Raw genomic sequence first — 13,307 nt, 5'->3', positions numbered from 1 at the left:
GATTTTATGTCATACCCTATGATCTGGCCTGTGATCTGGAAATAAACGCGAATTCGACCTTGCGATATGTGGCAGATTTTTCGATATTGAGCCACAAGAGAGCAAAGGCTGGGACATCCCGGCTTGGGGACAGGCGGAACCGGAAACGAGAACAAGACAATGCTTGCAGAATCAACCATCGAGCAAAAATGCATCGACTCGGGCCTTAAAATGACAGGCCAACGCCGGGTTATCGCCCGTGTGCTGTCAGAGTCCGAAGACCACCCCGATGTGGAGCTGGTCTATCGCCGTGCGACCGAGATTGATCCGAAGATTTCGATTGCCACTGTTTACCGTACCGTTCGTCTTTTTGAAGAGGCGAATATCCTCGAAAAACATGATTTCGGTGATGGTCGTGCGCGGTATGAAGAACTGACCGAAGAGCATCATGATCATCTGATCGACATGCGGTCGGGTGATGTTATCGAGTTTTCGAACGACAAAATTGAAAAGCTTCAGGAAGAGATTGCCAACGAGCTTGGCTACCGACTGGTCGGTCATCGTCTTGAACTTTATGGTGTTCCTTCGAAAGACGATAAATAAAAGTTAAGTTCAACTGCGCTTAACAAAGACAAAATTTTGGCCATCTGTTCAATTCGAGCAGATGGCCTTCATATTTTTGTTACGCTTTATTCACAAACCCTTCACTCGCCCTTCACGCAAATCTTGCGCAAAATCCGCGCAGATGAACGAAAGGGTGTTGCAATGCGCGACGAAAGACAGCCTCAGCGGCTTGAGGTACGCCTCGCCGAGAATGCAGACGAAATTCTTGCCAGCCAGAAACTTCGTTACAAGGTTTTCTATGAAGAGCGCGGTGCGCAGCCAAGCGATGAAATGGCAGCACAACAGCGTGATTTTGATCATTATGATCCGTTGTGCGATCACCTGCTGGTTCTTGATCATGGTCGTGGTGCGGGTACTGACGCGGTTGTCGGAACGTATCGCTTGTTGCGCCAGTCGGTTGCCAACGAACATGGCGGTTTTTACAGTGCGGATGAATACCACATCGAAAGCATGCTCAATGCGGTCAAGGAAACCGGCGAAATCATGGAGCTGGGCCGGTCTTGCGTTGAGGCCGATTACCGCACCATGCCGACGTTGCAGCTTCTTTGGCAGGGCATTGCCGCCTATGTGTTTAAGTACGATATCAAATTGATGTTTGGCTGTGCATCCTTCCACGGGACCGACCCGGACGCCTTTAGCGATGTGCTGACCTATCTGCATCACAATCACCTCGCCCCTGAAGACATGCGCCCCCGGGCGATTGAAGAACGGTACGAGACGATGATGCGTGCCGAAATCGGCGGTATCGATCAGCGTCAGGCGCTGCGTGACTTGCCGCCGCTGATCAAGGGGTATCTTCGCCTTGGCGGTTTTGTCGGCGACGGGGCGGTGATTGATCATCAGTTCAACACCACGGACATCTGCATCGTGTTGCCAACCGAAAAGGTAACCGATCGCTATTACAAGCATTACGAACGCACCGCGAGGGTATCGTGAACTGCTATGTGTGTGCCGCGATCCGGCTGACGGCCTATGTGTTTTTGACACTGGTGTTACTGCCAGTCCAGATGGTGGCCATCGCATGTAACATGCGATTGGCAGAAGAATTGCCGCGCTTTTATCACGCGCTCTGTCTGCGGATACTTCATATCGAGGTTCGGGTATCGGGCGGTGATTTGATGGATGGGCCGGGCGTGATTGTTGCCAACCATGCATCATACCTTGATATCCCGGTTTTGGGGGCCCTGACCCGGGCAAGCTTTATTGCCAAAACCGAAGTAGCCAGCTGGCCAGTGTTTGGCCTGTTGGCCAAACTGTCGCGCTCAACCTTTGTTGAACGCCGGGCCGTACGATCACGTGACCAGAACGACCAGTTGAGCGAACGGTTAAATAATGGCGATAAGCTGATCCTGTTTCCCGAAGGAACCAGCAATGATGGCAACCGGGTTCTGCCGTTTAAATCCACTTTGTTTGCGGCGGCTGAACGCACTCTTCCGGATGGATCACAGGTAAAGTTCCAACCGGTTTCAATCGCGGCCACCCGTCTTGACGGTGCGCCGATTGGCCGTGATTTACGGGCTTTCTATTCTTGGTATGGGGATATGGATCTGGCACCGCACCTGTGGCAGTTTATGGCTCTTGGCAAGGTGACGGTTGAAATTGTGGTGCATCCGCCGGTGACGCTTGCAGATGCCGCCGGATCGCGCAAGGAACTGGCCCGGATGTGCGAAGCTAAGGTTGCCCAAGGACATCAGGCCGCATTGCGCGGTATCCATCAAGGAGTACCGGTTCAGTTAATTGACAGTGATCTGTCAGGTGAACTGGTTGGGTTTTCACCGCTGGCGATTATTTGCGAAGATTTTCGTCTGTTTGGTCCAGACCGACAGTTTGGTGCCTGAGTGTTTCGCCAAGGCGGCTATAGCCGTCGATATTGCCGGAATATTTAAGAAAACTTCTAAAAAACACGGTGAGTTTGTTTGATGTGTTTGACTCAGCATGTCGCCGTGGTATCGAATGTTCGTTAATGGATCAGACTGGCATGGCCTGCTGTGTCGCAGAAAGTTGACTGATTTTACGCACCTTGCGATTTTGCGTCGGGTCTCTAAATACATCTGATCTATCATTGCGGTCTTGGGAACAAGTCCGAACCCTTTGCGGTGTGACTTCGTCACGCCGCTTTTTGGCGTTTGAGAGAGCGAAACGGATCTGGCGTGACTGAACCGAAGAAACTTTTTGTAAAAACCTATGGCTGTCAGATGAATGTCTATGACAGCCAGCGCATGCAGGATGTCTTGGCGCCACTGGGATACCAGTCGGTCGACAGTGCAAAGGACGCCGATATGGTGATCCTCAACACCTGCCATATCCGTGAAAAGGCGGCTGAAAAGGTCTTTTCCGATCTGGGGCGTGTGCGCAAACACAAAGAAGCCAAGGAAGCCAATGGCGGCGACAAGATGATTGTCGCGGTGGCGGGCTGTGTCGCGCAGGCCGAAGGGGCGGAGCTTATGCGCCGCGAACCCATTGTTGATATGGTGTTTGGCCCGCAGACCTATCATCGCTTGCCCGAAATGGTCGCACGGGCGAACCGTGCCAAGGGGCGCGATCGCATCATTGATACCGATTTCCCGGCCGAAGAAAAGTTTGACCACCTGCCCGAACAGGTTTCAAAGCATGGCTATTCCGCATTTCTGGCCATTCAGGAAGGCTGCGATAAATTCTGCACGTTTTGTGTCGTGCCCTATACCCGTGGGGCGGAATATTCGCGTCCGGGCATGGATGTGATCAATGAAGCCCGCCAGATTGCGGCGCAAGGCACGCGCGAAATCACGCTGTTGGGTCAGAATGTAAACGCTTATCACGGTGCCGCACCCGATGGCGGGGAATGGACGCTTGGCCGATTGTTACGTGAACTGTCTGACATCGACGGTCTTGATCGTATTCGCTACACCACATCGCATCCGCGTGATGTTGATGACGACCTGATTTCGGCCCACCGTGATCTGCCAAAAGTGATGCCGTTCTTGCATCTGCCTGTACAGGCAGGATCAGATCGCGTGTTGCAAGCCATGAACCGAAAGCATGGTGTTGCCGACTATCGCGACGTTGTGGCGCGGCTCAAAGACGCCTGCCCGGATTTGGCGTTATCATCGGACTTTATTGTTGGGTTCCCCGGCGAATCGGACAAGGATTTCGAAGACACGATGGATATTGTGCGCGAAATTACCTTTATTCAGGCCTTCAGTTTCAAATACAGCCCACGTCCGGGAACCCCGGCATCGGCGATGGAATTGCAAGTCCCTGAGAAGGTTAAAACCGAACGCATCATGCGGTTACAGGCGTTGCTGGCCGAACAGCAGCTTGCCTTTAACCACAACTGTGTTGGCAAGGAAATGGACGTTCTGCTGGAACGGTTTGGCAAGCTGGAAGGTCAGCTGGTGGGCAAAAGCCCCTATATGCAGCCGGTCCATGTCAGTGGTTTGCCAGAGACAGCACTGGGGCAAATCGTTCGATTGAAAATTACTGAAGCACGGCCCAATTCACTGGGCGGTGAGCTGGTCGATACCCCTGTCACGGGCAAAGATCAGGATTCTGAAAGGAACGTTGCGTGAGCGGCACCTCGGCTAAAACCACCAAACCTAAAGTCGCAGCTAAAAAGACGGTGACCAAAAAAGCGGCACCCAAAAAGACCCCGACCAAAGACCAGGATCAGATTGAGTTTTCAGACAACGCGCTTGCGCAATTGCTCTATGGATCACAGGCAGAAAACCTGACCCGCCTTTCCGAAGGTACCGGGGTGCAGGTGTCGAGCCGTGGCTTGGTCGTGACGCTTGTCGGGGACGCGCAAAAAGTTGCTCAGGCCAAAAAGGTACTGGCTCAGCTGTATGCCCGTCTGCGCGACAAGGAAGTTGATTTGATTGATGTTGAAACCGTTGATGGTGCCATTCGTTTGTCCGAGCCAGATGATACAGATCCGTGGAACGGCCAGACCAAGGATATGTTTGGCGGATCGCGTCTGACCATTCAGACCAAGAAACGTCGCATTTCACCACGGTCGAAACGTCAGAAAGACTATGTTGAGGCGATCCTTGATAACGAACTGATCTTTGGCATCGGTCCGGCCGGTACGGGTAAGACCTATCTGGCGGTGGCGATGGCGGTTCAGGCCTTTATCCTTGGACAGGTTGATCGCATCATCTTGTCGCGTCCCGCAGTTGAGGCTGGCGAACGTCTTGGCTTTTTACCAGGTGATTTGAAAGACAAGGTCGATCCGTATCTGCGTCCGCTGTATGACGCCTTGCACGACACGCTTCCGGGCGATGTTGTGGTCAAGCGTATGGAAAGTGGCGAGATTGAAGTCGCTCCGCTGGCCTTTATGCGCGGTCGTACACTTGGCAATGCCTTTGTCATTCTTGACGAAGCACAAAACACCACCCCGATGCAGATGAAGATGTTTCTGACCCGTTTGGGTGAAGGATCGCGCATGGTGGTGACCGGTGATATGACGCAGGTCGATTTGCCTGATGGCACAAAATCGGGTTTGCGTGATGCGCTTGAAACCATTGGCGACGTTAAGGGTGTTGCGACGATCAAGTTTGATCAGCGCGACGTTGTGCGCCACCATCTGGTGACCAAGATCGTCCAGGCCTATGACGAGATGGATGCTCTGCGCGACCGGCTTAAAAAAGGCTATCGCGGCAACAAGGATGGTGCAGACAAGGGCGCGGAAAATGACAGCACCGCTTGACCTTGATCTCGACGTTGAGGCCGGTGCTTGGGAAAAGGCCGAAATTGACGCGATTGAAGCGGCGATTATTGCCGCCCTTGATGGGGCGTTGGCCGATGGTGCGCTTTGGGACGATGACGCCGTTGCAACGGATGGCACCCCCGATGAAGGCGACGGGGCGTCCTTATTGTCGGTTGCCCCGATGGTTGAGATTGGCGTGCGTCTGTCCGATGATGCCGCAGTGCGTATTTTGAACCGCGATTATCGTGATAAGGACAAGCCAACCAACGTTTTGTCCTTTGCTGCGCTTGAAAGTGCCGATGATGCGGCGGCTTTTCTGATGGCGCCTGAGATGCCGCTTTTGCTTGGGGATATTGTCATTGCGCGCGAAACATGTGCGCGCGAAGCGATCGAGCAAAAAAAGTCCCTGAAAAATCATCTGGTTCATCTTGCCGTTCACGGTACGCTGCATCTTGTCGGCTACGATCATATGGTTGATGATGAAGCCGAAGAGATGGAAGACCTTGAACGTCAAATTCTTGCCCGACTTGGCATTGATGATCCCTATGAGCCGATTGAAGATGAACCTGTTTGAACAGCTTGTTTGATTTAAAGGATTTCGAACCCGACCAATGAACGACAGTAGTCAACGCGACGACGACCACGAGAGTATGCGCCCTCGCATCGGCGAGGAGATCAGTCAGGAAGCCGACGGCGGCTCCTTGTGGGGGAATGTGGCCTCGGCCCTTGGGTTGAAGCGTAAGCCACGCAACGGCGAGGCATCTTTGAGCGATACGCTCGAAGAGCTGGCCGAGCGGACCGAAGAAGATGACGAGCCGGTCTCGCTTCATGAACGGTCCCTGTTTGAAAATATCATCGCATTGCGCGATATGACGGCCGAGGATGTTATGATCCCACGTGCCGATATCGTTGCCGTATCCAAGGCCATCACACTTGATGCGCTGGTTGAAGTGATGGTCAAAAAGGCGCATTCGCGTCTGCCGGTTTATGGCGATACACTCGATGAAATTGCCGGCATGGTGCATATCAAGGATGTGCTGGGCTGTGTTGCAGCTGGGCGTGAATACAGCCTGAATGCCCTTGTCCGCCGGGTTTTGTTTGTATCCCCTGCCATTCGTGTGCTTGATCTGTTGTCGGAAATGCGGCTGTCACGCACGCATATGGCGTTGGTGGTTGACGAGTTTGGCGGCATTGATGGCCTGATTACGATTGAAGACCTTGTCGAAGAAATCGTCGGTGAGATTGATGATGAACATGACGTTGATCAGGCGCCAAAACTGATCCGCCTGTCTGACGGGTGCTATATCGCCGATGCCCGGTTTGAGGTCGAAGACCTTGAAGAAAAGCTGGGCTTTGGATTGCTTGATGATGAAGAAGACGAAGATATAGACACCCTTGGCGGGCTTGTGTTCTCTCTGGCGGGCCGGGTTCCGGCGCGCGGCGAGTTGATCGAACATCCCACTGGAATTCAGTTCGAAGTGCTTGAAGCTGATCCGCGCCGCATTCGCAGATTGCGCATTCATATGGTGCGTCGTGACACGCTTGTGCCCAGTGATGGCACTTCTAATCAGGAAAAAACGGATGATTAACACTGTGGCGGCACGTCTTGCTGGCTTGTCTGGCTGGCGCAGGCGTTTTGTCTGGTTGATATCCGGGGCGGTTGCGGTATTGGCGCTGCCGCCCTTTTTTGTGATCCCGGTATTGCCGGTTTGTTTTGCCGTGCTGCTCTGGAGCCTTGAAGGGGTTCGGTGCAACAAGGGGGCACTTTCAGCGGGTTGGTGGTTTGGAACAGGGCATTTTGCTGCTGGTTTTTACTGGGTCAGCCATGCCTTTCTGGTTCAGCCGGAAATTTATGGCTGGATGATCCCGTTTGCTCTGCTGGGGCTTGGCGGCGGGCTTGCGGTTTTCCCGATGCTGGCTGTTTGGGCCAGTTGGCGTTTGACCGACGGATTGGTGCGCCGTGCTGTGCTTTTGGCCGTTTTCTGGGCGGTGGCGGAATATCTGCGCGGCCATATCCTGACCGGTTTTCCGTGGAATCTACTGGCGCATATTTGGGCATTTGATGCCGCACCAATGCAATTTGCGTCGGTTGTCGGTGTGTATGGTCTATCGGTGCTAACCGCGCTTTTTGCGACGTTACCTGCGACTGTCATTGCCGGAAAACGCGGAAGACTGGCCGCCCTTGCCGGGGTTTTGATTGCAGTTGTCCTTTGGGGTGGTGGGGCCTTACGTCTTTCAATGGTCGGGCCTGTCCAAACAGATAAAATAGCGCAGATTGATCCGAATGTGCCGGTGGTTCAGATTGTTCAGCCCAATATCGCGCAGCGCGATAAATGGCGGCCTGACTTGCAACGCCAGCATTTTACCAAATTAATTGATATGTCACGCAGGCCTGCAGGCATGGATCCGGCGCAAAAGCGTATTGTGATTTGGCCAGAAACGGCGGCGACATTTTTTGTTGAAGACCAACCCGTGGCACGGTCGCAAATGGCCGATGTCTTGGGGCCGGATGATATCCTGATTACCGGTGCACCGCGGACCTATCCGCGCGATACAGACGAATACAAGGTCTGGAACGCAGTTCAGGTTGTTGATTCCAGTGGTGAGATCGTAGCCAGTTTCGACAAGTTCCACCTTGTGCCCTTTGGCGAATATGTTCCGTTTCGGTCCATCCTGCCATTTCCCAAATTAACCGCCGGACGGACCGATTTCTCAGCTGGTCCGGGACCCAAAACACTTGAAGTGCCCGGGATTCCGAGTTTTTCACCTTTGATTTGTTATGAGGTGATTTTCCCCGGTGCGGTTGTTGATGATGCAAATCGCCCAGAATGGCTTTTGAATGTCACCAATGATGGTTGGTTTGGAAAGAGTGCCGGCCCCTATCAACATCTGGCGGCAGCGCGCTTTAGATCCGTCGAAGAAGGCCTGCCACTGATCCGGGCGGCCTATACTGGCGTATCGATTATGTATGATCCTTATGGTCGAAAACTTGCGGAACTGCCCTTAAGTACAAGTAATATCTTGGTGCACCCCCTTTTGAGCAATCAAAACCATACAACAGTATATTCTTTGTGGCGTGATATTCTATTTTACGGTATTGTTGCCTTCCTCGCCGTTCTCGTTATGGGATATAATCGGTTTTTAAAATCCCTTTAAGCGGCTGTCTAAAGCACCGAACCGTCTAGAGATTGTCCCATCTAAATAAAGACGGGTAGGTCGGAGTGAGAGAAGGAAAAAGGCACATGTCGCCTAAGGATGAAAACACGATAGTAAAAAACACGCGTGGGCGCGGTCGTGGCCGGACTGCCAATGGCAAACCCAATCCTGTTGATATTCATGTTGGTGCGCGCGTTCGGTTGCGCAGAACGCTGCTGGGGATGAGCCAGGAAAAACTGGGCGAAGCCATTGGGTTGACCTTCCAGCAAGTCCAGAAATACGAACGTGGTGCGAACCGTGTCGGGGCGTCGCGCCTCTATGATCTGTCGCGTGTTCTTGAAGTGCCGGTATCGTTCTTCTTTGATGATATGCCCGATGAAATCTCGTCGAAATCGGTTCACGAGCGCCGCGAGATGTCCGAAAGCCCGGACCCGTTTGACAATGATCCGATGAACCGGCGTGAAACGCTTGAACTTGTGCGTGCCTACTACCGGATTACTGATCCGAACCAGCGGAAGAAAGTCTTTGAACTGGTCAAATCGATGGGCGTAATTGCCGCGGCCGATCCTGACCAGAAGTAAGTCGACCTGACGACTGAACCCAATTAAGGACGCATTCCAAAGTCATCGGGAGTGCGTCTTTTTCTTTTGGCCGCGGATCGCATACACGCGATGCAATTCCGGTTACGTTTTTGCGTCAATGATGCTTGACCTTAAAAAGATCATCAGGCAAAAGCGTCATGCAGCTTGAACAAAGCTTGCAGATTGTGGACGGATTTGGACCGCTTGCCACCACACAAAAAAAGGCTAAGTGGGCGCTATCGATACAGACATGTATTGAGAGCCCTCCGGTCCAGTTTTGGAAACCCATTACCGGAGAAGGTCTTAATGTCACTTTCCGAATATCTTTTTACCAGCGAATCCGTTTCTGAAGGTCACCCTGACAAAGTTTGTGACCGCATTTCCGATTCCATTGTTGACGCATTTTTGGCCGCAGACGAAGATTCGCGTGTTGCCGTTGAAACGCTTGCGACCACCAACCGTGTGGTGCTGGCGGGCGAAACCCGCGGTCCTGAAAGTGTGACCAAGGAAGTCATGATCGAAAAGGCTCGCGATGCTATTCGCGCCATCGGTTATGAACAGGAAGGTTTCCATTGGAAAACTGCCGAGATCGAATGCCATGTGCACGAACAGTCCGCCGATATCGCACAAGGTGTCGATTCAGCCGGCGAAAAAGATCTTGGTGCAGGTGACCAAGGCATCATGTTTGGTTACGCATGTGACGAAACCGACGAGCTGATGCCTGCCCCGATTCAGTTTTCGCATCGTATTTTGCGCGCCATGGCCGAAGACCGCCATTCCGGCAAAGCCCCGCAGTTTGGTCCGGACGCCAAAAGTCAGGTGACCTTGCGTTATGTTGATGGCAAACCGGTCGGGGCGACCTCGGTCGTTGTGTCGACGCAGCATGCAGATGGTTTGAGCCAGGATGATGTGCGTGCACTGGTTCTTCCATATGTGGAGGCTGCCTTGCCAAGTGGCTGGTTGCCTGCTTCTGACGAGATTTATATCAACCCGACGGGCCGCTTTGTTATCGGTGGTCCCGATGGCGATGCCGGTTTGACCGGGCGTAAAATCATTGTGGATACCTATGGTGGTGCTGCTCCGCATGGTGGTGGCGCATTCTCGGGTAAAGATCCGACGAAGGTTGACCGTTCTGCGGCCTATGCTGCGCGTTACCTTGCGAAAAACGTGGTTGCTGCTGGTTTGGCAGAAAAATGCACCATCCAGGTTGCCTATGCGATTGGCGTATCCAAGCCGTTGGCGTTGTATGTCAACAACCACGGCACGGGCAATGTCGATGAGATCAAACTGGGCAGCGTTCTGCGTCAATTGATGGATCTGAGCCCGCGCGGCATTCGCGAACATCTTGCGCTGTGCAAGCCGATCTATACCCCGTCTTCTGCCTATGGTCACTTTGGCCGTAAGCCAACCGAAGACGGCGGGTTCTCTTGGGAACGTACCGATCTGGTCGGTGATCTCAAGTCGGCATTTGGTGCATAGGCAACAGCATTGCAAAAGGGCGATTTGCTAAAATTGCCTGACATGATATGACGCGGGCGGCTCCGAACGGTTTTGGAGCCGCCCGTTTAATTTTAATGCTTCGAACTTTTTCGTTTCCGTTCTGACAGACAAGATAATGCGCAATAGTAACCGACCCATCCCGACACCGGACCGCCCGAATTTTTATGGCCGCCGTGGCAGCCGGCCGCTTAAGGATACGCGGCGTGTGCTTCTTGATAGACTGATGCCCAAGTTTGGCATTGGCTATCCTGATCAGGGTGGTGTTGATCCCAACAGCTATTTCGATGACACGCCCGATCAGGTGTGGCTGGAAATCGGTTTTGGGGGTGGTGAGCATCTGGCGGGTCAGGCGCAGGCAAACCCGAATGTCGGTATTATTGGCGCTGAACCGTTTTTGGATGGTGTGGGCAGCCTTGCCCGTCATATTGATGAGCGTGGCCTGACCAATGTGCGGATCATTGCCGATGACTCGCGCCCGTTGCTCTATAAGCTTGTTGATGCATGCTTTGACCGGGCGTTTTTGCTGTTTCCCGATCCGTGGCCCAAAAAGCGCCATTCCGAACGCCGCTTTATCGGCCCGAAAAACTTGGCCCTGCTGGCGCGTCTGCTTAAAGACGGTGCCGAGTTCCGGGTTGCCAGTGACGATATGCAATATATCTCCTGGACGTTGCAACACATGCACAACCATCCCGATTTTGAATGGCTGGCCGAAGGTGCCGATGACTGGCGCACACCACCCGAAGACTGGGTGAAAACCCGCTATGAGCAAAAGGCGCTGCGTCAGGGCAAGAAATGCAACTATCTGCGATTCCGGCGTAAGCCACGCGCGGCATAGTATGCTTTAGGCTCTATGCTGCCTTGCGTCTGATCTTCCAGAATAAGTAAAATGTGATTTTCTGGCCTTTACTGGGAATGAGCGTGGGTCATCTGTATCAAAAGTTGCAAATTTTTATTGAGAATGATTTTCATATGCGATAAGTAGAGCATTCAACTTGCTTGACGTTACCGCATGACCACATTCCAATGTTACGGGATTTCTGTGGCTGCTGGTCAATTCCAAAGGTCCAGACCGTGACGCACTGGGATGTCAATAATCTGTTCAGAACCTATCGCGGGCGCTTGTTACATTTTGTGAGGCAGCGCAGGATATCGTGGCATCTTGCCGATGATATTGTGCAGGATACTTTTGTTCGGGTTGTTGCAACACCGAGCCTGCCTGAGCAATGTTTTGCGCAATCATATCTTTATCGAACTGCCAACAATCTTGTCATTGACCATTTCAGACGCGAACGCATTCTGACCTTTGTGCAGGATTCTGAACTGGCGTTTGAAGTCATCGCCGACGACGCCCCGTCTCCGGAACAGATTGCCTGGTCTCGTCAGGAACTGCGTCACCTTCAAAAGGTGCTTGAGTCCCTGCCCCGACCATTGCGTGATGTCTTTATTTTGGCCCGTGTCGAAGGCAAAACATATGTCCAGATTGGCGAGCAGTTGGGGATTCCGACCCAAACGGCGTTCAGTCGAATGGTCAAGGCCTTAGGCGTTGTCAAAGAGGCGATGGAAAAACCACAAGAAAAATGATCGCCAGATCAGAAATCCTCAAATCCCGCTCGTCTCATAATCAGGTCCCGCACATCAAAGCGTATATTTGCGTCTTTGCGGGGGAGTTTTGTAAAGAACGGCGATGCCGATATGATCCCGGAAACACATTTTGACACCATGCCAAGAACCGTGAGCGATCAGGCCGCTTACTGGTTTGCGTTGCTTCTTGATGGCAGCGAAACGGAAAATGACCGAAAAGCTTTTGCGCGCTGGGTCGCCGAAGATCCGAGTCACCTTCATGCTTTCGATGAAATTGAACGTTTGTGGAATGGCAGTTCCAGTTTGCAAATTGGCGCCAACAGAAATCTTGGCCGTCGGGCATTTCTGGGGGGCACAATTGTCGCTATGGTTCTCGGGGCTGGATGGACTGCGCATCGGTTCCATCCCTTGGCAGACATCAGAACAGCCAGTGGTGAGCGCCGCGAAATGGTTCTACCGGGCGGTGTTAAAGCCATGCTTGCCAGCGATACGTCCCTGTCACTTGTTGCGAAACAGGGTGTTTCAGGCGTCGCCATTCATCATGGTGAGGCTTGGTTTGACCATCAAGTTGCAGGGGCAAACTTTTTTGTTGCCGCGACTGGCGGAGCCACTTGGTCGGAAGGCGGCAGGTTTGATGTGGCAAACTACGCTGGCACGACAACCGTGATCGCCGAGCAAAATGGTCTTGTCTTACGGGCTGGCGGAACCATGAAGCCGGTTCAGGCCGGGCAGGAAGTTCGATATGGCGATGGTTGGGTCAGCGATCCAAGAAAGGTCAATGTCGGCAATGCGCTTGCCTGGCGGAATGGACAACTTGTGTTCATTGGCGAGCGTCTTGACGACGTCGTCAATATTCTTGAACGCTGGCAAGATGGCAAGATCGTCATCCTTGGAGACGCCTTGAAATCGCGCAAGGTAACAATTGTCGTTGATCTTGACCGGTCACGGCATGTTCTGGATGCGCTTTCGACAGTTTTGTCGATCAAGGTCGATCAATTCACCGACTATCTTACGGTTGTTCGCGCCGCATAATTCCCTGGAAAACCCTCCCGCATGCAATGGATGGCCTCTGAAATTAAGTGAGAATGAAAATTATTTTCATAATAAATCATTTAATTTCAGATAACTGATTTTCTTCTTCGTCTCAGAAAGTAACAGGAAATGAATGCGACGCATTTGCATTTCTGAGAAATCAGGAGAAA

Annotated in this window: 13 protein-coding genes and 1 pseudogene; all 14 read left to right on the top strand. The window is 52.6% G+C overall.

Annotated elements, in window-relative coordinates; all coding sequences use genetic code 11:
• Positions 1–159 precede the first annotated feature (159 nt).
• The 14 genes and pseudogenes from AMM48_RS07345 (at position 160) to AMM48_RS07285 (ending at position 13,137) form a co-directional block, all read left to right on the top strand.
• Entirely contained in the window at positions 160–582 is a 423-nt protein-coding gene (locus tag AMM48_RS07345; RefSeq protein WP_022733735.1) for a Fur family transcriptional regulator, read from the top strand.
• Between the two features lie 162 nt (positions 583–744).
• Positions 745–1,539, top strand: a complete 795-nt coding sequence (locus AMM48_RS07340) for a GNAT family N-acyltransferase (RefSeq protein WP_028791758.1) — start codon at positions 745–747, stop codon at positions 1,537–1,539.
• A complete protein-coding gene (locus AMM48_RS07335; RefSeq protein WP_102783538.1) occupies positions 1,536–2,441 on the top strand; it encodes a lysophospholipid acyltransferase family protein in 906 nt (301 codons plus the stop codon). Before AMM48_RS07340 ends, AMM48_RS07335 begins: the two co-directional genes overlap by 4 nt.
• 312 nt (positions 2,442–2,753) lie before the next feature.
• Entirely contained in the window at positions 2,754–4,151 is a 1,398-nt protein-coding gene (miaB, locus tag AMM48_RS07330; RefSeq protein ID WP_102783537.1) for a tRNA (N6-isopentenyl adenosine(37)-C2)-methylthiotransferase MiaB, read from the top strand.
• Positions 4,148–5,287: a PhoH family protein gene (locus AMM48_RS07325; protein WP_240626372.1), complete on the top strand. Its 1,140-nt coding sequence runs from the start codon at positions 4,148–4,150 to the stop codon at positions 5,285–5,287. The genes miaB and AMM48_RS07325 overlap by 4 nt, the downstream gene beginning before the upstream one ends.
• Positions 5,271–5,861, top strand: a complete 591-nt coding sequence (ybeY, locus tag AMM48_RS07320; RefSeq protein ID WP_102783536.1) for an rRNA maturation RNase YbeY — start codon at positions 5,271–5,273, stop codon at positions 5,859–5,861. The genes AMM48_RS07325 and ybeY overlap by 17 nt, the downstream gene beginning before the upstream one ends.
• Before the next feature lie 37 nt (positions 5,862–5,898).
• Positions 5,899–6,876 carry a hemolysin family protein gene (locus AMM48_RS07315; RefSeq protein ID WP_347876274.1) on the top strand — a complete coding sequence of 326 codons (978 nt, stop codon included), beginning with the start codon at positions 5,899–5,901 and terminating at the stop codon, positions 6,874–6,876.
• Positions 6,869–8,443, top strand: a complete 1,575-nt coding sequence (gene lnt / locus AMM48_RS07310; RefSeq protein WP_102783535.1) for an apolipoprotein N-acyltransferase — start codon at positions 6,869–6,871, stop codon at positions 8,441–8,443. Before AMM48_RS07315 ends, lnt begins: the two co-directional genes overlap by 8 nt.
• Before the next feature lie 86 nt (positions 8,444–8,529).
• A complete protein-coding gene (locus tag AMM48_RS07305; protein WP_198413508.1) occupies positions 8,530–9,024 on the top strand; it encodes a helix-turn-helix domain-containing protein in 495 nt (164 codons plus the stop codon).
• 306 nt (positions 9,025–9,330) lie between these two features.
• Positions 9,331–10,503: a methionine adenosyltransferase gene (gene metK / locus AMM48_RS07300; RefSeq protein ID WP_102783534.1), complete on the top strand. Its 1,173-nt coding sequence runs from the start codon at positions 9,331–9,333 to the stop codon at positions 10,501–10,503.
• A 136-nt stretch (positions 10,504–10,639) separates the two neighbouring features.
• On the top strand, positions 10,640–11,359 hold the full coding sequence (gene trmB / locus AMM48_RS07295; protein WP_102783533.1) for a tRNA (guanosine(46)-N7)-methyltransferase TrmB: 720 nt from the start codon (positions 10,640–10,642) through the stop codon (positions 11,357–11,359).
• Positions 11,360–11,547: 188 nt separating this feature from the next.
• Positions 11,548–12,105, top strand: coding sequence for an RNA polymerase sigma factor (locus AMM48_RS07290; RefSeq protein ID WP_102783532.1), 558 nt, complete (start codon positions 11,548–11,550; stop codon positions 12,103–12,105).
• Between the two features lie 111 nt (positions 12,106–12,216).
• Positions 12,217–12,330 (top strand): annotated as a pseudogene (locus tag AMM48_RS22355) (FecR/PupR family sigma factor regulator); the annotation flags it as partial.
• A gap of 183 nt (positions 12,331–12,513) precedes the next feature.
• Positions 12,514–13,137: a FecR domain-containing protein gene (locus AMM48_RS07285; protein WP_244271175.1), complete on the top strand. Its 624-nt coding sequence runs from the start codon at positions 12,514–12,516 to the stop codon at positions 13,135–13,137.
• The last annotated feature ends 170 nt before the right edge of the window (positions 13,138–13,307 follow it).

It is taken from the genome of Thalassospira sp. GB04J01 (assembly GCF_000751115.1).
In the GTDB taxonomy this organism is placed as follows: Bacteria; Pseudomonadota; Alphaproteobacteria; order Rhodospirillales; family Thalassospiraceae; genus Thalassospira; species Thalassospira lucentensis.
The sequence above is the reverse complement of the archived record's forward strand: the minus strand, read 5'-3'. Positions and strand labels throughout refer to the sequence as shown.